The 19,075-nt window shown below is 58.3% G+C and carries 15 protein-coding genes and 2 pseudogenes; 12 read left to right on the top strand and 5 right to left on the bottom strand.

Annotation, left to right across the window (positions count from 1 at the left end; all coding sequences use genetic code 11):
• Both C6558_RS38120 and C6558_RS38125 read left to right on the top strand, forming a co-directional pair.
• Positions 1 to 617 (top strand): IS30 family transposase (locus C6558_RS38120; protein WP_107028780.1); only part of this gene is annotated, 617 nt, incomplete at its 5' end.
• Positions 618 to 742: 125 nt separating this feature from the next.
• Positions 743 to 2,152 (top strand): ISNCY family transposase, encoded by a 1,410-nt coding sequence (locus C6558_RS38125; protein ID WP_107028781.1) that lies wholly within the window; start codon positions 743 to 745, stop codon positions 2,150 to 2,152.
• Here C6558_RS38125 and C6558_RS38130 read toward each other — a convergent pair.
• Entirely contained in the window at positions 2,139 to 2,876 is a 738-nt protein-coding gene (locus C6558_RS38130; protein ID WP_107028792.1) for a hypothetical protein, read from the bottom strand. The genes C6558_RS38125 and C6558_RS38130 overlap by 14 nt on opposite strands.
• Positions 2,877 to 3,215: 339 nt before the next feature.
• Here C6558_RS38130 and C6558_RS38135 point away from each other — a divergent pair.
• The 4 genes and pseudogenes from C6558_RS38135 to C6558_RS40560 all read left to right on the top strand — a co-directional run.
• A pseudogene (locus C6558_RS38135) lies at positions 3,216 to 4,127 on the top strand (IS30 family transposase); the annotation flags it as partial.
• Between the two features lie 189 nt (positions 4,128 to 4,316).
• The gene (locus C6558_RS38140) at positions 4,317 to 4,778 is read left to right on the top strand and encodes a mobile mystery protein A (protein ID WP_107028783.1); all 462 of its coding nucleotides are present in this window, start codon (positions 4,317 to 4,319) and stop codon (positions 4,776 to 4,778) included.
• The gene (locus C6558_RS38145; protein ID WP_107028784.1) at positions 4,775 to 5,371 is read left to right on the top strand and encodes a mobile mystery protein B; all 597 of its coding nucleotides are present in this window, start codon (positions 4,775 to 4,777) and stop codon (positions 5,369 to 5,371) included. Before C6558_RS38140 ends, C6558_RS38145 begins: the two co-directional genes overlap by 4 nt.
• A 349-nt stretch (positions 5,372 to 5,720) precedes the next feature.
• On the top strand, positions 5,721 to 6,056 hold the full coding sequence (locus C6558_RS40560; protein WP_210205727.1) for a hypothetical protein: 336 nt from the start codon (positions 5,721 to 5,723) through the stop codon (positions 6,054 to 6,056).
• A 34-nt stretch (positions 6,057 to 6,090) separates the two neighbouring features.
• On the opposite strand, the pseudogene repC reads toward C6558_RS40560, so the two are convergent.
• Positions 6,091 to 6,225, bottom strand: a pseudogene (repC, locus tag C6558_RS41295) (replication initiation protein RepC); the annotation flags it as partial.
• A gap of 240 nt (positions 6,226 to 6,465) precedes the next feature.
• Positions 6,466 to 7,392 (bottom strand): LysR family transcriptional regulator, encoded by a 927-nt coding sequence (locus C6558_RS38160; protein WP_107028786.1) that lies wholly within the window; start codon positions 7,390 to 7,392, stop codon positions 6,466 to 6,468.
• A 248-nt stretch (positions 7,393 to 7,640) separates the two neighbouring features.
• Here C6558_RS38160 and C6558_RS38165 point away from each other — a divergent pair, with 248 nt between their 5' ends.
• Entirely contained in the window at positions 7,641 to 9,443 is a 1,803-nt protein-coding gene (locus C6558_RS38165) for an amidohydrolase (protein WP_107028793.1), read from the top strand.
• 335 nt (positions 9,444 to 9,778) lie between these two features.
• A complete protein-coding gene (locus C6558_RS38170; RefSeq protein WP_107028794.1) occupies positions 9,779 to 11,257 on the top strand; it encodes an alginate export family protein in 1,479 nt (492 codons plus the stop codon).
• A 149-nt stretch (positions 11,258 to 11,406) separates the two neighbouring features.
• Here C6558_RS38170 and C6558_RS38175 read toward each other — a convergent pair whose 3' ends face one another.
• Positions 11,407 to 11,772, bottom strand: a complete 366-nt coding sequence (locus C6558_RS38175) for a hypothetical protein (protein WP_146160975.1) — start codon at positions 11,770 to 11,772, stop codon at positions 11,407 to 11,409.
• Between the two features lie 441 nt (positions 11,773 to 12,213).
• Here C6558_RS38175 and C6558_RS38185 point away from each other — a divergent pair, with 441 nt between their 5' ends.
• Positions 12,214 to 12,507, top strand: a complete 294-nt coding sequence (locus tag C6558_RS38185; RefSeq protein WP_107028788.1) for an addiction module antidote protein — start codon at positions 12,214 to 12,216, stop codon at positions 12,505 to 12,507.
• 447 nt (positions 12,508 to 12,954) lie between these two features.
• Here the strand turns inward: C6558_RS38185 and C6558_RS38190 are convergent, their stop codons facing one another.
• Complete coding sequence (locus C6558_RS38190; protein ID WP_107028789.1) at positions 12,955 to 14,925, bottom strand: sigma 54-interacting transcriptional regulator; 1,971 nt, start codon at positions 14,923 to 14,925, stop codon at positions 12,955 to 12,957.
• A gap of 336 nt (positions 14,926 to 15,261) precedes the next feature.
• On the opposite strand from C6558_RS38190, the gene C6558_RS38195 reads away from it, so the two are divergent.
• From C6558_RS38195 to C6558_RS38205, 3 genes are all read left to right on the top strand, one after another.
• Positions 15,262 to 16,377, top strand: a complete 1,116-nt coding sequence (locus tag C6558_RS38195) for a hypothetical protein (RefSeq protein ID WP_107028790.1) — start codon at positions 15,262 to 15,264, stop codon at positions 16,375 to 16,377.
• Positions 16,378 to 16,392: 15 nt separating this feature from the next.
• Positions 16,393 to 17,643: an SfnB family sulfur acquisition oxidoreductase gene (locus C6558_RS38200; protein WP_107028791.1), complete on the top strand. Its 1,251-nt coding sequence runs from the start codon at positions 16,393 to 16,395 to the stop codon at positions 17,641 to 17,643.
• 841 nt (positions 17,644 to 18,484) lie between these two features.
• Positions 18,485 to 19,075, top strand: a 591-nt coding sequence (locus C6558_RS38205) for a hypothetical protein (protein WP_146160976.1), incomplete at its 3' end; no start/stop codon positions are given.

The following is a 19,075-nucleotide window of genomic DNA, read 5'->3' on the forward strand; positions in this document are numbered from 1 at the left end:
AAGATCAGGCGCTGGAGCTCTATCAGCATCTGCCAGAAGGCCGTCGCAAGCGCCGCCCGCGCCGCTCCCGCAAGCCCCGCGACGGCTCGATCCCGTTGGACTGCAGGATCAGCCAACGCCCTGATTTCATTGCCGATCGGTCTCAGTTCGGCCACTGGGAGGGTGATCTGCTGATCTTCCGGCGCGACCTCGGTGAAGCCAATGTCACCTCGCTGGTCGAGCGCAAGAGCCGCTACACGGTGATGATCAAGAATGGCAGCCGTCACTCTCGTCCGCTCATCGACAAGATCATCGATGCCTTCTCACCGCTACCCGCCTTTGCCCGGCAGAGCTTCACCTTCGACCGTGGTACCGAGTTTCGCGGTTTCAAGGCTTTGGAAGATGGACTCGGCGCCAGGAGCTGGTTTTGCGATCCGAATTCACCGTGGCAGAAAGGCGCGGTCGAGAACACCAACAAGCGCATCCGTCGCTTCGTGCCGAGCGATACGGACCTGTCTGCCGTCAACCAGCCGCAACTGGTCGCCCTCGCCCACCATCTCAATTCACTGCCGAGGAAGTGCCTTGGTTACCGCACGCCCGCCGAAGTCTTCATGGCCCATTTGCGCGAAAGTGGCTAACCCTCTACGCTTCACACGTCATTGTTGCACTTGGATTAGATTCTCCACCGCAAAGTTGAAGTGTCCTGATCCTGCAAAGTAAGAATGTCACTCTCCCCGGGTTTTGATGAGGTGGGAGATTGCGGATGGGATTGATTGCGATGAGCGAGCGCGATCTGCAGCGGATCGAGGTTCTGTCGAAAGTGATTGACGGCCGGATGACGCTGGTAACGGCAGCGCATGTCCTGGGCTTAAGCACGCGCCAGGTGCGTCGTCTGCTGGACCGGATCAGCACTGGCGGTGCGGCGTCGATCCGGCACAAGGCGATCGGCCGGCCATCGAACAATCGGATTTGTGACGGCGTGCGCGATTATGCCATGGCGATGGTGCGCGAGCGCTATGTGGACTTTGGTCCGACGCTGGCGGCCGAGAAGCTTGCCGAGCGTGATGGTCTGACGGTGTCGCGCGAGACCTTGCGGCAATGGATGTCGGTGGCGGGCCTTTGGCTGTCGCGCAAGCAGCGGCGGACGTTTCATCAGCCGCGGTTGCGGCGCGAGGCCTACGGTGAACTGGTGCAAATCGATGGATCCGAGCATCGCTGGTTCGAAGATCGCGGTGACCCATGTTCATTGCTGGTGTTCATCGACGACGCGACGGGCAAGCTGATGCAGTTGCGCTTCGTGCGATCGGAAAGCGCGTTCAGCTACTTCGAGGCGCTGGAGCTTTATCTGAAGGATCACGGCGCTCCGGTCGCCTTCTATTCCGACAAGCATTCGGTGTTCCGGGTGGCGAAGAAGGATGCCAAGGGCGGCCAGGGCATGACCCAGTTCGGACGTGCACTTTGCGAGTTAAACATCGAGATTCTTTGTGCAAATTCGAGCCAGGCCAAGGGCCGAGTCGAGCGGATGAACCGGACGCTGCAGGACCGGCTGATTAAGGAACTGCGCCTGGAGGGCATCTGCGGCATGGACGACGGCAACGCTTTCCTGCCGCAATTCATGGCGCGCTATAACCAGCGGTTTGCCATCGCCCCTACCCGTTCCGACAATCTGCATCGGCCGGTGAATCTCGCGTTGGACCGGCTCAGGGACATTCTGTGCAAGCGTGAGCAGCGTTATGTCGGGGCGCAGCTGACGTTTTCGTTCGAGCGCCAGCGGATCATGCTGGAAGAGACCGCGGTGACGCGCGGTTTGGTTGGGCGCTATGTCGAGACCTATGCCTATGCGGATGGTCGATTGGATGTGCGCTGGAAGGGGCATTCCCTGTCCTATCGGGTGTTCGACAAAGACCAGCGGGTAACGCATGCGGCGATCACCGAGAACAAGCGGCTCGGCGACGTTCTTGCCTATATCAAAGAGCGTCAGGAGCAGCCGACGAAGCCGGAGGTGATGACCAACAGCGAGAAGATTGGCTACAAACCACGTGGCCGCAAGCCAGGCAAGCGGACGGATTTTATGAACGATCCTGCGGTCATTGCCCGGCGGCGACAGGCACTTTCCCAGCGAAGTGCGGTGGAGCAAGGGCAACCCTACCCGGCACAGTTCAATGGAGAATAAACTCGGGCTGCATGTCCGATTCCAGCTTTAAACACGCAGGCCACAAGGGTGTCTTGTGGTAAGTTCCGCCCTGCCAAATGGTCAGTCCCTCGCGCTCTTCGTGCAGCAATCCCAGCCAGCACAGCGGGCGAATGATATCGTAGCGGAGCGCTGACCTTTCCGCCCAGGTTTCGGCAGTAATTTCTGATGGCTCGGGGTACGATTCGCTCGGGTATAGCTCGTTCGCTAGGTCGTCCAACGAACAGCCCGTTTCTGCTTTCATATTGATAAGATTGAGAAAGACGTGCCACCAACGCATCCTATTACGGACAGCCTCCTGCGTCTGCCCGTAGTGGATATAAGCATAAAGATAATCCGTCGCGATCAGATCGAAGAAGGCCTGCGGTCTCGCCAGAAAGTCTCGGCCGCGTTGGGTTGGTACCAGTACGTCCTTTCGCCGCCGAAGAAGCCGCAAGTACTTGAGCATGTCACGGACGACCAAAAGCGGCGGCATATCGGCTTCGTTGAGAACTTTGTTGATGCTGTATAAGTCGTCCGACGTGTAGCCGGGCCAATCGAAGTGAACAGCGGCCCAGTGGACGAACTTGCGGTTCATCGCCCCCGACGCGGTCAGACCGATCCCTCCCTGGATCTCTGCGAAGGAAACAGTCATGGCCATGCCGCGAAGCAGTGGCGACAAAGCGGCTACATCGACGTCACCCATCAGCCTGATTTCCGGAAGCATCGCGAGATCCTGGCCCTGCACATTCAGCTGCCAGCAACATCTACCAGGAACGCAATAATTGAAACTGAGAAAGCTAAAGCCGAAGGGGTGCCGTTCGCCCGCCCCCTCCCTTCCCTTGCAACCCGGCCCAGCCGGTCCGGTCGGGGGCTTGCCTCAGCGCAAGTGGACATGCCGAGTGTCGCATTTCTAAATGGCTGAAGACGTGTCCAAAGTGACATTTCTATTTTGCGCCAAACCGGACAGTTCAACTTCGCTGCCACATCTCCTGTAGCCGGGTACATTCTATTTTCAAGTGCGACATGCCAATGATTTCAATGGTTTCCCCTTGGAGATTTTGGGATGTCACGAAGCTATTCGCAGCTGAATCTGGCGGATCGCCGCCGCCTCTATCACTTTGTCGAACGCAAGGTGCCGATCAATGAAATGGCGCGCCAACTCGGTCGTCACCGTTCCACCATCTATCGCGAGATCAGGCGCAATACATTCCACGATCGCGAACTGCCCGAATACAGCGGCTACTTCCCAACGGTTGCCGACGACATCCGCAAAGAGCGGCGGCGGCGTTTGAGGAAGCTGATGCGGCACCCGCAATTGCGCGCACTGGTCATCGAGCAGCTGGAGGCGCTGTGGTCACCGGAACAGATCGCCGGTCGCCTGTTCGCCGATGGCGTGAGCGCCGTGCGTGTCTGCACCGAGACGATCTATCGCTTCATCTATGGCAAGGAAGATCAGGCGCTGGAGCTCTATCAGCATCTGCCAGAAGGCCGTCGCAAGCGCCGCCCGCGCCGCTCCCGCAAGCCCCGCGACGGCTCGATCCCGTTGGACTGCAGGATCAGCCAACGCCCTGATTTTATTGCCGATCGGTCTCAGTTCGGCCACTGGGAGGGTGATCTGCTGATCTTCCGGCGCGACCTCGGTGAAGCCAATGTCACCTCGCTGGTCGAGCGCAAGAGCCGCTACACGGTGATGATCAAGAATGGCAGCCGTCACTCTCGTCCGCTCATCGACAAGATCATCGATGCCTTCTCACCGCTACCCGCCTTTGCCCGGCAGAGCTTCACCTTCGACCGTGGTACCGAGTTTCGCGGTTTCAAGGCTTTGGAAGATGGACTCGGCGCCAGGAGCTGGTTTTGCGATCCGAATTCACCGTGGCAGAAAGGCGCGGTCGAGAACACCAACAAGCGCATCCGTCGCTTTGTGCCGAGCGATACGGACCTGTCTGCCGTCAACCAGCCGCAACTGGTCGCCCTCGCTCCGAAGGGCACTTCCCTCGCCGATTGAGAGCTTGCAACCAGGCTAATTTCTACACACGATTAACAGACTACAGGCTGATGCGTTAATCCATTAAATCATATTGCAGCTTGAATATTGCATATTGATAATCAGCCTGGATACTGATAAAAGTCGTTCTACGATCAGAACACAGTCTGAAGAACGTGGATGAAAAGCGATAGTCGCAAAAGGGGGCGCCTGCGCCTCGATGAAAGACTTCGGCCGCTCCAACCAATTGATCGGTTCAAGGCGCCGCCGAAAGGATGGGTGCGTGCGCTCCGTGACGCGCTCGGGATGACGGGTGCCCAACTCGGCACGCGCATTGGGGTGCGACCCCAAACCGTAGAAGCCATAGAGAAGTCGGAAGCCGCAGGCACGATCCAACTCAAAACCTTGCGTCGCGCAGCTGAGGCGCTGGATTGCACGCTCGTTTACGCACTTGTTCCCAACAGTTCACTTGAGGCTCTCATCCAGGCGCGCGCAAGGAAGATCGCGACGCGGGAGCTTCACCGCGTCGCGCACACAATGCGGCTCGAAGCTCAGGGCACGGACGAAGCTGACTTCGAATCCCGTGTCCAGGCATACATTCGCGACAGGCTCTCCGAACGCGACCTCTGGAACGAGACATGACGGACCTGTTTCAGGAGCCTGAGGACGCAACACCCCTTGAACCAAATGAGCGCGAGGGGCTCCTTCAGACATGGATCACGCACCGTCGTGATCTCAACGAGGCAGAGCGGGAGAACATTGTCGAAGGTGCGGCCTGGGCGCGTGGTCGTCGACGCGTATCGCTTGAGCGACTGCTCAGCGAGGATTTCATGCGAACACTGCACAAGCGGATGCTTGGCGACGTCTGGGAATGGGCCGGCGTCTTCCGAACGACAGAGCGCAACATCGGCGTCCAACCCTACCGCATCGGAATGGAGCTGGCGGGCCTGTTAAGCGACGTCCACTATTGGATTGGGCATCAGACATTTCCGGCGGATGAGATTGCGATCAGGTTTCACCATCGCCTAGTTGCCATTCATCCCTTTCCCAACGGAAATGGCCGTCACGCTCGCTTGGCAGCCGATCTTCTGATCGAGCGCCTTGGCGGCGAACATTTCAGTTGGGGTGGCGGGACGCTGGCCGATGTCGGCGAGCTGCGAACCCGCTACGTGGCGGCACTTCGTGCAGCCGACAACTATGATATCGCACCGCTGCTGCTATTCGCGAGCACCTGACAAATGATCGGCCGGCTCCTCCGGCCATGGTCCACGCCCAGTGCGTTGTCGGAAACCCAAATACCTGCCGTCGGAGGCATCCTCCAGTATGCCGTTCGTCCAAATTAAAGTGACGTAGCGTCCGATTTTTGAATCAGAGAACACCTATGCGGCCAATGCCTTTGACACCCTAGTTAAAGGTAGCCTACCGGAAAGTCGATCCCGCTTCGCGGCTGCGGCAACCAGCCGGTGCCCTTGACGGCGTTTTCGGCATGGGCTGCGGCGTCGACCTTCTCATTCGCGGCGAGCCTTCAGCGAAGCCGTCGCCCTTGGCTTCCGCCACTGCCGCCTCGATGCCGTCCCGGGTGAGGTGCTTGAAATAGCTCTCAGCGGTCGCCTCGAAATAACCGCGCATGTCGAACTAGAGCGCGATAGCAAGCTTGTCGGCGTGGCTGACCGACTGTCGCGCCTCAAATCCTTGAACTCGACGGCGTTGATCGACAGCGAAGCACGAAGGCCAACTGGTCAAGAAGCTCTTCCAGCCTGCATTCGAGGCACCAAACGAAGATCGCGGCCGGTTCGCCGGGTAACCGTAATCCGCTTGTTAGTGACCAAAATTTGGTCAGAAAGTGAAAAATATGCCCGCATGACGAGCATTGCCCAGGTAGAGAAATTCCTGAACGAGCGGGACACATCGCAGGTCTGATTATGTCCGAGCCGTCGATATCGCCTCGCGCTTTTCACGATGCTTTAAGCTTCGGTGACTGACGCGTCAGCGCCATCAGCACCGGCCCGAGCGAAGGCTCCCCGCGCTCCGCCTTTCGCGTCAAATCACGCAGTTATCCGCCGGCCGAGTTGATATGCCCTGCCCTTTCGCCATACCGGCCCCTGAACATCTGTGGACACCCACGCAAGCGCAAGAGGATTTCTCACAGCGCGTCCTAACCCCCAACAAATGCAAGCTGCCAGAGAACCTCCGGCGAGACGACCCAATACGCCCCCGCCCGCCCACTTGAGAGCGATGGTTCAATCGGGAGCTTGATTGGAGTTCAGGGCCAATTGACCAATCGCACCAAGCCCGGAGACTGCAAGCGAGCCGATCGACCATGTTGACGCTACCCATCCGTTGATCGTTTGTCTGCCCCGTCGAGGCTCGCCGCGCTCTCGCTAACGGGCGGGGTTCCAAACCGTTCGATGAGCATCTCGGTGAGGATTCTCACCTTTCGAGAAGGATGCTGGCCTGGTGGCCTTACGACGAAGATGCCGGCTGGCGGAATTGGATGACGCGTCATGATTGGCACCAGTGCGCCCGAACAGATATGATCCGCGATAAGCGGTTCGGGCAGATAGGCGATCCCAACACCGTCCAGAGCGGCAGATACGAGCGATATTCCGTTATCAGCTACGAAGCGACCCTGGGGACTTACCGCAACAATCTTGTTGCCATCCATGAATTGCCACCTCTCGGCGTCCCGCATGACGACTTGATGATTCACAATCTCGTTCGGCGCTGCAGGAGCGCCGTGAGCCTCGATGTATGCAGGACTTGCAACTAGAATCCCGAAGATCGGTCCAACACGTCTTGCGATCAGGACAGAATCTTGAAGGTGGCCAACCCGAATGGCGCAGTCAAAACCCTCTCCGACGAGATCTACGAATCGATCAGTGTAGGAAGAAAGGATTTGTAGTTGCGGATGTCTGAGCGCCATTTGAGAGAGGATGGGAGCAAAATGTGTCGGGCCGAAAGAGAGCGGCGCAGCGACACGTAACCGGCCGCGAAGATCTCCGGAGGGAAGAGTGGCCTCCCTCGCAACATCAAACTCGCTGCAGATCTTTGCTGCGTGCTCGCGAAACGTCGCACCGGCTTCGGTTAGGGCTGCGCCGCGCGTCGTTCGCGCGAGCAATTGAACACCTAGATGGTGCTCAAGCCGAGCAAGCCGTCGGCTGACGAGCGATTTGGAAACGCCGAGCCGGCGCGCTGCCTGTGTGACGCCGCGGGCGTCAGCGACCTCCACGAAGGTGCGCAGTTCCTCAATATCCAATTAATGTTTCCTTCTCAGCGACACGGTGTGTCATTTTGATGGCCTACCGTAGCGGAAATTGCAATGGCACTGTCCGCCCAGACCTTGTCACAAGGGTTTTGTCTTCCGACAAGTCGGCCTTCAACGGCGGCATGCGAGGAAAGTAACGACCTTTCGCGACGACTTCGACTCACTTCTTTGTCCATCACACGTAAGGCGCCGGCTTCCGCATGACCGCAATTCGCAACAATCAGCCGAACAAGGGTAAAATGATCAGGAAAATATTCATCGCGTTTGTGACGATTTCTTCTTTCTCCGCGGTTCAGGCACAAACGCAAGAACAGCCCGGCGCTGATCTGATCGTTTTCAACGCAAAGATCTTCACCGGCAACCGTGCTCAGCCCGAAGCTTCGGCTTTAGCGGTTAAGAAAGGCCGCATTTATTCCGTCGGCTCTGATGTGGACATTCTCGGTCTGAAGAATTCCAAAACCGAGATTATTGATGCTCGCAGCCGCAGACTCATCCCCGGCATCATCGATGCCCATATACATGTCCTCAACGACATGGCCTATAACTACAATGTTCGATGGGACGGCGTGCCGACGCTGCGTGAGGCGTTGACCATGCTGAGCGAGCAGGCCAAACGCACACCGGAGGGCCAATGGGTCAAAGTGATCGGAGGCTGGTCGCCCTACCAATTTGAGGAGAACCGCTTTCCCACGCTGGACGAATTGCGCGAGGCCGTGCCCGATCGCCCAATGATTGTGCAATATGCCTATAACCGCGCCTTCTTGAATATGCGGGCGATGGAGGCGCTTGGCGTGGGAACCGATCGATTCCCAAAGATACCGGACGTCGAATTCGAAAAGGACAGCCGCGGCAATCCCACCGGTGTGGTCCACGGCTATACCTGGTTGTTTCTCGCCCTCGAGAGCATGGTGCCGCAGCCCACGTTCGACGAAGAAGTGAGTTCGTTGATCTATAGTATCCACGGCCTGAACCGCTTTGGCGTGACCTCGATCATCGACAACGGCGGCAGGTGGCCATACCCGGAGGCACAGGCAAGGGTAGATGTGCTTGCACGAGACAACCGCCTTAATGTGCGCATGCCCTTTGTGGACTTGCAACTCGGCGACGGTGGGCCGGTAAACATGGTGGATCTGGAAATCGAGGCGATCACGAAAACAGTGCCGGTAAGTCCAGGACAAAACCTGCACCCTACCCTGGCACATGGCCATGAATATCGAGGGGCCGGGGAGGTTTTGAGCGGGGAAGTGCACGATCATGAGAACTTCGACCGTCCGGCGGTCATCATCGAGCCTGAGAAGATGCGGCGCTTCGTCGAGCAGGATGTGATGAAGCTGGTTCAGCGGCGCATCCCGTTCCGCATGCACATCAGCTACAACGAGAACATCTCCCCCTTTCTCGACGCTCTGGAGAAAGTGAACGAAACGATCCCGCTCGATGGCCTGAAATGGAGTCTCGAGCACGCTGAGACCATCACCCCGGAGAACATCGACCGTGTGAAAAAGCTGGGTGGCGGCATTGCCCTGGACACCAAAATGGCGCTGCATGGCGATGGTTTCATCAAAACCCATGGTCGCGAGCAGGCTCTGGAGACTCCCCGTCTGCGCAAGCTCGTGGATAGCGGCATGCCGCTGGCCATGACCACCGACGCCTTTCGGGCAGCCACGTTCAACCCTTGGGTCGGTATAAGTTGGATGGTATCTGGCAAGTCTGTGTCCGGATCCGAAATTCTCGCCGAGGACAATCGGCTATCCCGCACAGAGGCGTTGAAACTGTTTACCAGTGGTGCAGCGTGGTTCATGAATACAGAGTCCGAAATGGGCGTAATCGCCCCCGGATATCTGGCGGACTTTGCCGTGCTCGACCGGGATTACTTCACCGTGTCGGAAGATCAGATCAAATCCGTCTCTTCTGTGCTCACTATAATGGACGGAGAGGTAGTGTTTGGTGCGCAGGACTATAGTGCTCTATCGCCAACACTGCCCGAGATCCTTCCGGCTTGGTCACCCGTTAAATACTTCGGCAGCTATCATGGGGAAAGATGAACCCAGCGGAAAGCTTTTCCCGCTTTCCCCGTTGCAGAAGCTCGTTGGACTCCAGTTTCGCTGCCTGGCCGTACCCTGCTGCGGCGGAAGCACCACGGCCCATATGCGGGAGCAGCTGCTCAACACGCGAGTGCCGACGACCACGAGCGCGCACTGATTAAAAGTAGGGTGATGAGACCTCGGACGAGGCATCCCGAGGAGCCATCTAGGTTCCAGCGTCGTCATCTCGTCTCAAACGCCCTCGTGCTTCGCCGCGCCAGTGGCGGACGGCGGCGATCCCCCATGAAAAGTTAAAGCAGGATGTGGCTATGGGCCGAAGGCTGAAAGCTGAGCAGATGATTGACCGACAGAGATGTGTCACCTCGCGTCTTTCAATAGCGTTCAGCCTTCGGCCCGTATCCAAGGCGCGGTCGCTCCTGCTTTCGCTTGCCGCCCTTGCATTTGCTCAATGGGACTACCGGTCAGCCCTGGCGGCGGATGATTTTCTCTTGGAGCAGGAGAGGCCCTCGATTAAAGCCGACCGGTCGCTGGAGGACTGGTCGCTTCTCGCGGATCCGAAACTGCGGGCTCAGCCGCTGGATAGTCTCAAATACATTCCGTTGTTTCCCTCCAATCCCGACAGCTACATCTCGTTAGGGCTCAATCTACGCGAAATCTTCGAAGTCAGTGATGCGCCGGCTTTCGGAACCGTGCCGGCGAACCCCGGAGATTCCTATTGGTTACAGCGCGCGCAGTTCCACATCGACGTTCACCTGAATGAACAGTGGCAACTGTTTACACAGTTCGAGGATGTGCGTGCCTTTAACAAGACGGTGGTCGGCCCTAACGACGCAAACCGATTTGACCTCCGGCAAGCATTCATCGGCTATACGCAGGAGACTGACGCCGGAACGTTCAGGATAAGGGTCGGTCGGCAAGATTTCGCGTTCGACCTGGAGCGCTTCGTGTCGTTGCGCGATGGGCCGAATGTCCGCCAGTCGTTCGATGCGGTCTGGGCCGGGTGGGAGACGGATGCATGGCGCTTCTACGGTCTTGTCAGCCAGCCCGTCGGGTATCGGGATGATGATCCTTTCGATGATCGCTCAAGCAGCGATGTGCTCTTCAACGGCGCACGTATCGAGCGGCAGCTTTCGCCAACGATCGAGGCCACCGCCTATTACGCGCTGTACCAACGCAAGGCCGCCAATTTCCTTACCGCGTCTGGTGAGGAGGAGAGGCACATTTTCGATATCCGCTCGGTCGGCACATATGCCGGTTTCGACTGGGATATGGAAGCGATGGGCCAGGTTGGGAAGGTCGGTTCGGCCGACATATTGGCTTGGGCGTTGGGGGCGAGGTCCGGCTACACATTTGAGAACCTGAACTGGTCGCCGAGAATCGGCCTGCAGTTCGACATGGCGTCGGGTGACGGGGACGCGGGCGACGGCACGCTTGGCACCTTCAATCCGCTGTTTCCAAACGGGTTCTATTTCTCGCTCGGCGGTCATACCGGATACGCCAACCTCATTCACCTTAAACCGTCGATTACCGTTCAACCGACTGAAGACCTGGCCCTGATGGCCGGGGTCGGACTGCTATGGCGCCAGACGACACAGGACGCCATCTACACCCTGCCAAGCGTTCCCGTCGCTGGCACGGCGGGTAAGGGGCCGGCGTGGACCGGAGCTTATGCGCAGGTCAGGGCGGACTACCGCTTCAATCCCAATCTCACGGGGTCGCTGGAGGCCGTCCTTTACCAGGTCGGATCGGCGCTGGAAGCCGTTGGCGGCAGCGACAGCAACTATCTCCGGGCGGAACTGAAACTGGTATGGTAGCCTCGCAAGATGCCAAGACCTCAAGCCACGACCATCCACGGACGAAAATCGCAATGTCGAATACCTTGCTTGTCGAGCTGCAAGTGTATTTGTCCGAGCAGCAGCACGAGATTGAGTTCATCTGGCATCCATCGGCGGTTCGGTCTCGTCTATGAGGGCGAACCGTTCGGCAAGGACGGCGGATAGATCCGAGACGCTGCTCCAGCGTACCGGCTGATTGCGAGATTGACCTTGCCGTCATCACAGTTACGCAGCTCCGCTCCATCTCCCGGCTGGAGCATGGCCTCGGCGGCTTCGATAAGGAGAGGCGTCAATATCGTCGTCGTCTCGAAGAAGCCGAGCTCCGGTTGATATCGAACCAGTCCCGCATCGGTGGCGCCTTCCGGTCCGCCGATGAACTCGGCGCCAAAAGAAAGCAATTTCGCGACGTCGAGGAGGAGATGGCCACCTCCGCGATCGCTGATGCAGATCATATTGCTGCATACGTCTCCGATGGACATCACGTCACGGCTCACAGCGATCAGGTCGTCGCTTGCCAGCCCTTGGCCTCTGGCGTAGTTACCGGCTGATTGCCTAGGGTTCTCGGTCGATCCGAGGTTCGGCTGAGTGATCGCTGCAAGCCCCCGTTTGTGTTGACAGTATGTCACTTATAAGTTACAAATTACCATGATGAAGCTCAAGCAGCCCGCTACCTTCGCAAATGGCATACCAAGCTGAGAGACGCCAAGGGCAAGGCGATGATCGCCATCCGGCTTCAGCGCTTGGTTTCGGGACATGCCGGCGATGTGTCGCCGGTTGGCGAAGGGATAAGCGAACTGCGTATCCACTACGGCCCCGGCTACACTTCCAGCAGCGGGCGATGTGCTTATCCTGCTGCTGTGTGCGGGCGATAAGAGCACCCAACATAGGGACATCCGCGCGGCCAAGCAGATCGCCGCTCAATGGAAGTGATAACGATGACTGAGAAGTTCTTTGATTTTGACCCCGCTGAAATGCTCGCTTCAGATGAAGCGATTGAGACATTTCTAGCGGAGGCGATGAGGACAGGTGACGCCAAGTTCATCGCCACGGCCATTGGAACCGTTGCCCGTGCGAAAGGCATGAGCAAGATTTCCCGTGATACAGGGCTGGCTCGCGAACATCTCTACAAGGCGCTGAGCGAGAACGGCAATCCCACCTTGGAAACCACCCTTGCGGTGCTGAAGGCGATTGGCTTCCACTTGGCTCCTGTGCACGACGTCGCCGCTTGATATCGGGCGTCGCCGTTGCGCGGATCTCAGTTTACGAGGGCGACGGCAAGGGTGGCTCATGTGCGCCAATAGCCGACTAGGCCCAGTGGACCCGAAGCCGGGAATCCGGCCAATCTGCCGGCCTGCAATCATTTGCCACTGCAGAAAGCTGTCGTTGTCGGTTTTCACACTGACAACTGAACTCGACCTTGGCGAATAGCGGATGCGAGTCCACGTACTCGCTGCAGGGGTTTGGGGGACACGGCGCCGCCCATTCCATTTTCCCTGACGCCTAAAACTCGCTTATTGTCCAACGCGTTCGCATCCGAACACAGATATGCTTCGGCGGCTTGCGTTTTGCTGATACAGCGATTGGGTCCGTCTGCGGCTGTCGATATGACTACACATTACACCAAGGCCGCTGTCGTAGGCGGCAAACACAACAGATGACAGAAAGATGGATGAATCTCAGTTCGATAGTATCGCATCGCTAATTAATACCGGCGAGGCGAGCATATTCGCCATGTAGAGTGTGTCCGCAATCAACTGCTGTTCGGCAATCACGATGCGATCTATCGGTCTTGCGCCGAAGGTCATACGGCGGAGCGAGGCCTCGAGCGCTGGAGCGTTGATGTTAACTTCAAGCGCCAAGCGTTTAGCGGTACTGGCCGGTTGGTGGACTGCCTGCTGGCCGGCAACTTGCAACTCTTTGAGGAGGATATCGATCGTCTGCGGGTTGGAGGCCACGTAGGGTCCGCGTCCGACATAGAACTGCCGGTTCGGAGCAAGGCCTCGCCCATCGGCGAGCACGCGCAGGTTGGCGGAATGCAGCGCCTGACTTAGCATCGGATCCCAGATGCACCAGGCGTCGATCTCGCCACTTTCCAAGAGGGCGAGCGTCGGCTGGTTTGGCGGCATGTCGACTTGGACGATGTCGCAGATGTCGAGGCCCGCCTTCTGGAGCGCACGGATAAGGAGATACTGCACATTCGAGCCGTAGTTTAGCCCGACACGCCGACCCTTCAGATCACCAAGCGCCTGGAGGTCACTTTCCGCATGGACGACGATCGCTTCCGCCTTGGGAGACGGCGGATCATAGGCGAGATAGACCAGCGGAACACCGTCGGCTTGGGCGAAGATTGGCGGTGCTTCGCCTGTCGTGCCGAAATCGATCTCGCCCTGCTTCAACCCTTTCAGCATTTGGGGTCCGGCGACATATTCCTTCCATCCTACCTCTATGCCAAGATCGTTCAACCGCTGCTCTAGCGTACCCTTCGATTTTAGAAGCGACGAGGCGCCATATTGCTGGTAGCCGATATTGATCTCCGCAAGCCTCGGCGATCGAAGCCGACCGCGGCGGCGCGGCTCGATGATGCCGAGTTTTGCAAGCTGGGTGCGCAGGCTGTTGCGCGTCGTGCCCAGCATGGTGGCCGTATGGACCTGGTTGGCGCCGCAGAGTTCGAAAGCCGACAGCACGACGCTTGAAATCGTTCGCTCCAAAATGTCGCCTTCGCCGGCATGGATCGCCTCCTTGACGATCGACCCTATCCGACCGTCGAAGCTCGCCTCCGATACCTGCGTCGCCTGCACGAGATCAAGGTCCTCGGGACAAATCGTCCTGCTCTCCGCCATATGGGCTACATTCTGGATGACGTTTTCGAGTTCACGAATATTGCCGGGCCAGTCGTACCCTTCCAGCGTCTTCAATGCCTCCGGGCTCAAGCTCGCCGGAGGACGTCCGCCGGAAAAGGCTGAAAGAAAATGCTGCGCCAAGGGTGCAATTGCCGAACGGCGCTGCCTGAGTGGCGGAACCTCGACTGCTGCGACGCTCAAACGGAAAAACAGGTCTGCCCGAAAGAGTTTCTCGCGCACGGCGGCCTGTAGATCAACATTGGTGGCGGCGATGATGCGGACATTGATCGGCACCGTTCTTCGCGACCCGACGGGCGTCACCTCGCGCTCCTGCAGCACCCGCAGGAGCTTTACCTGCAAATTCAAGGGAAGATCGCCGATTTCGTCGAGAAAGATCGTGCCGCCCTCTGCTGCCTCGAACCAACCCTTCTGATCTTTCACGGCACCGGTGAAGGCACCCTTCTCATGGCCGAAAAGTTCCGCATCGCCGAGCCCGGCGGTGAGCGCTCCGCAATTGACCGCCAGGAACGGGCCTTTCCTGCGCGGGCTGTGCGCATGAAGATAACGCGCCACGAGTTCCTTACCGGTTCCGGTCTCGCCGAGTACCAGCACCGTCATGTCAGCCGAGGCAAGCCGGTCGAGTTTGTGCTGAAGCGCGCCCGTCACGGGATCGGCGACAATCATCGCCCTCGCCCTTATATGGCTCTTGCGATCCATCCTCTCTCGATCGTTTGCCGCCAGAATGTGGGTATGCGTCGTGTCGGCAAGCCGAATATCGCCCGCACTTCGCAGCAAAACAGTATCCATCACAGGAGATCCTTCCTCGCATAACCCGCAAATACTACATAATTTTTATAGACTACAGAGCTGCAGTTGTCCCCTTTATTGCCGCGAAAGGCGAAAAATTGCCTCTCATCGGGGAGGAAATGGAAAATATCCCATTGCTGCATCGGCAACAGATGCGCGCCTAGGCTGTTGCATTGGCAGCAACGAGCTCAAAGAGTTACAAACGTAACCAATTGTAATATTTACGCTTTCAATATTGGCACGGCAATTGCAACGCTTTCGCCAACACCAGTATTGGACGAAACGCGGACAGACGATGAGCCAGTGCACGAAAACATTCTTGGAACGGGCTTGGAAATGACCAAGATCATCCGCTTTAGCGCCTTCGAGTCGAATTGCGTGGGGCACCAGTCGCCTGGCCTGTGGCGTCATCCGCGCGACCGTTCCTGGCAGTACAAGGATCTCGACTATTGGACGGAGCTGGCGATCCTTCTCGAAGGCGGCTTCTTTGATTCCATCTTCGTGGCCGATATCGTCGGCTACAACGACGTTTACCGCGGCGGGCTTGCGGACGCTTTGCGGGGGGGTGTTCAGATTCCGATGAACGACCCCCTTCAGCTCGTCAATCCCATAGCGATGGCGACGAAACATATCGGCATCGGCATCACCGCCTCCACCAATTTCGAGCATCCCTACACGTTCGCCCGCAGGCTCTCGACCGCCGACCACCATACCGGCTCGCTATATGCCGATTGGATCAACGTCGCGAGGACGACGCCCGCCGGGCGAACGGTCGAAGTGCCGGTCGCCCGCAGCGCTCCCGGCGTCGCCATCCTCGACGATTGGGACAGTTTCGGCCAGACGTTGACCGCAAGCGGTACTGCGACCTTCGATTCCGCTCCGATCGATCCAGCCGACATCGTCGAAGACGGCGAGCGGTTCCGCTACGGCACGGCTTTCTACCAGACTGTGCTGCTCGCCACGCTTGCCGGCATCGGCCGGTCCATAGCCGACGAAACGGCGGCAGCGGTTGCCAGTCGGACGCGCACCTATAGTCATGGTACGGGCAACCGTCCGAGCGGCGACCCACAGGTGCTACAGGTGATCGGACGTCTTCGCGGCAATGCTTATGCTGCCAGTGCCATTGTTCTTCAGGTCGCCCGCGCAATCGAGCGTGCCTTTCAGGCATCCGGCAATGCTGAGACCGAGGCGAAGGCAAATGCAATCGCCGAACTCGAAGCCTCGCAGGCGCTCACCGTTGTCACCAATCTCGTCCTCGAGGCCTCGACCATCAACTCCGATGCACTCGGCGCCTCAGCCATCAAGAAGCCCACGGCACTCGACCGCCACTGGCGGAATGCCCGCGCCCTGAGTTCGCATAATCCGCGCATCTACAAGGACCGGATCGTCGGCGACTTCGCCGTGAACGATACGCCTCCCTCCTTCCTGTGGCGCATCGGCGTCACGTCCTGAACCTCGGAGACACCAATGAATACGCATCTAACTTCGCCACCCCGCGTCAATTCGCCCGATCCCGTTCCGCCACGGCCGAGACCCAGCGTTCCAGCTCACCGCGTGAAAGACGATGCCGAAGCGATCTCTATCGCCCAAGGCCTCGCCCGCCAATTCCGCGAGGGTGCGGCGGAGCGTGACCGGGAGGGGCTGCTTCCCATAGCCGAGCTCGACGCCTATTCCCAAAGCGGGCTCTGGAGCATGAACGTTCCCCGCACCTATGGCGGCCCGGAAGTTTCCTATGCCACGCTTGCCCGCGTCATTGCCATCATCGCAACGGCGGATCCGGCGATCGCCCAGATTACCCAGAACCATCTCGGCATCGTCGCCATCATCGAACTCGACGGCACGCCGGAACAAAAGGACCTGCTCTTTGGCCTGTCGTTGAAAGGCATCCGCTTCGGAAATGCTTTTTCCGAGAAGAACAGCAAAAATGTTATCAGCTTCGAGACCAAGGTGAGGTTCGGGGCCGATGAGGCGATCGTCAATGGCGAGAAGTTCTACACGACCGGCGCGCTGCTCTCCCACATCGTTCCGATCGTCGCCATTGACGAGAACGAGGACGGCTACCTGATCTTCGCCGATCGGGATGCGGATGGTCTGATAGTCACTAACGACTGGTCGAGCTTCGGCCAGCGCACGACGGCCTCTGGCTCGGTCAAGATCGTCGATGTCCGCGTCCCCACCATCCGCGCGGTCAAGGGCCACTCTTTCACCCGTCAAACGGTCGCCGGCCCCGTGTCCCAGATCATCCAGGCAGCGATCGATGCCGGCATTGCCCGCGGAGCCATCGACGATACGATCGCCTTCGTCAAGACCAAGAGCCGTCCCTGGGTCGATAGCGGCAAGGAGACGGCCGGCGAGGACCTCTTTACGATCGCGGCGATCGGAGACCTCAAGATCCGCCTTCACGCTGCAGAAGCCCTGCTCAACATAGCCGGCCGCGCCATCGACGCCGCGCGCGCTGACCCGACGCCGGAAAATCTGACCGAGGCAACGATAAAGACCGGCGAATCCAAGGTGTTGACGACGGAGATCGCCATTCTCGCCACCAACAAGCTGTTCGAACTGGCCGGAACCCGCTCGACGCTTGCTGAATACAATCTCGACCGCCACTGGCGCAACGCTCGCGTCCATACTCTGCACGATCCGGTGCGCTGGAAATTCTACCATGCCGGCAACTACTATCTGAACGGCATCCATCCTCCGCACCATCCCTGGACGTAATCGACATTCCTTCCGTGGAGAGGACCTCTCTCCACGGTGGAAACCGCTCGATCTCAAGGTAACAATGCCGGCCTGAATCAACGCACAGACAGTCGACTAACTGGCAAAGCAATAAATCATTAAATCTATAAACAAACTAACTTACAGACTTTACTCCTGTCTGTATCCTGCAACAGCCAAAATCTGAGTTCGAGCTAACCTCATCTGGACATAAGTCGCGCAATTCTGCGGCACCCCCCAAGCCGACGGTGGCACTCAACGAAACAAAGCACAGGTCAGCCGACTATCTACGGATACGCGGGCTACCCCACTCTTGGGCTCTTTTGCAACTCGGGGCCACGTAAGCCGTCGGGTGGACGTGCATGTCCGAGGATTGCCAAGCCAATGGTGTGATTTGATCCAGGGGGTCTAAGTGGGGGAAGCGGTTTGGAAGACCACGTCAGCATTTGTCATCTTCCAGTCGCGCAATAATCCTTCCGTAACCGGCGGACACGGCCATCCAATCATATGCCGCCAGCGCACTCGCCTTCGATCCCAAACCTGTCGGACCGGCGGAGCTTGCAAAAAATCAGGCCACTTCTGCAGCGTCCATCGCCGATCGCAATGTCGTGTTCATATCAACGCACAATCGATTGGTTGAGATTAATCGCGCAAAACTGCGCACCCGACCCAGACCGGAATACGAGATTTCGCCATCGCCGTTGTCGGAGCGGGCAGCGCATCAGGCTCGTCTATATAAGCCGCGACAGCAGACCGATCTTTCTGCCTCGACAAGCAACGCATTCATACATCCTCAACATCACTTGCAACGCACTTCTCAATATCCCAACGATCCATCATCATGTCGCCCGTCACTTTCAATGTCGGCATTGTCGGCTGCGGTCCGCGCGGCGCCTTCATCAACATGTCCAGCCTCATCGTTGCACTCGCAGAGGAAGGCCGGATCAACGAGATCCACAAGCATGGCAACTATTTCGAGGTGACGTTTCACACCTTCGAGAAAAAGCCTGACGAGCACCGCGCCACCGGAGGCGCCTTCGCGACCAATTGCCATGGGGTGATCAACACCTCGATTGCGGGCCCCAATGACGTCAACATTCCGAACCTCGACAAAATCGGCGACGAGCACAAGAACCTTGTCGATTCGGCAACCAACCTCCAGGGCCTCGTCGCCAAGCATGTCGGAAAGAACTACGACAGCCTCATGAGCGAATATCAGCGCGTCAACACGGCGGCGGCGGCCAATCTTCAGTACGCCACCCGCGACGACGGAACAGTCGACACCGCCATCTCCTGTGTCACCCGCGGCACCCAGGGCACAGTGATGCAGTACCAATTCGACCACGTGATGAAGAATGGCAAAAAGGCGGTTCCCTTCATGGAGCACGTGTTCCACTACGAAACTGAAGTCGTCTCCTATGATATCACCGAT

It is taken from the genome of Ensifer sp. NM-2, assembly GCF_003024455.1.
Lineage (GTDB): Bacteria > Pseudomonadota > Alphaproteobacteria > Rhizobiales > Rhizobiaceae > Ensifer > Ensifer canadensis.

Excerpts from the sequence above, each read along its gene's own strand:
- C6558_RS38125 (WP_107028781.1), top strand. The coding sequence starts at position 743 with ATGGGATTGATTGCGATGAGCGAGCGCGATCTGCAGCGGATCGAGGTT.
- C6558_RS38130 (WP_107028792.1), bottom strand. The coding sequence starts at position 2,876 with ATGCTTCCGGAAATCAGGCTGATGGGTGACGTCGATGTAGCCGCTTTG.
- C6558_RS38140 (WP_107028783.1), top strand. The coding sequence starts at position 4,317 with ATGAAAAGCGATAGTCGCAAAAGGGGGCGCCTGCGCCTCGATGAAAGA.
- C6558_RS38145 (WP_107028784.1), top strand. The coding sequence starts at position 4,775 with ATGACGGACCTGTTTCAGGAGCCTGAGGACGCAACACCCCTTGAACCA.
- C6558_RS38165 (WP_107028793.1), top strand. The coding sequence starts at position 7,641 with ATGATCAGGAAAATATTCATCGCGTTTGTGACGATTTCTTCTTTCTCC.
- C6558_RS38170 (WP_107028794.1), top strand. The coding sequence starts at position 9,779 with ATGATTGACCGACAGAGATGTGTCACCTCGCGTCTTTCAATAGCGTTC.
- C6558_RS38185 (WP_107028788.1), top strand. The coding sequence starts at position 12,214 with ATGACTGAGAAGTTCTTTGATTTTGACCCCGCTGAAATGCTCGCTTCA.
- C6558_RS38190 (WP_107028789.1), bottom strand. The coding sequence starts at position 14,925 with ATGGATACTGTTTTGCTGCGAAGTGCGGGCGATATTCGGCTTGCCGAC.
- C6558_RS38195 (WP_107028790.1), top strand. The coding sequence starts at position 15,262 with ATGACCAAGATCATCCGCTTTAGCGCCTTCGAGTCGAATTGCGTGGGG.
- C6558_RS38200 (WP_107028791.1), top strand. The coding sequence starts at position 16,393 with ATGAATACGCATCTAACTTCGCCACCCCGCGTCAATTCGCCCGATCCC.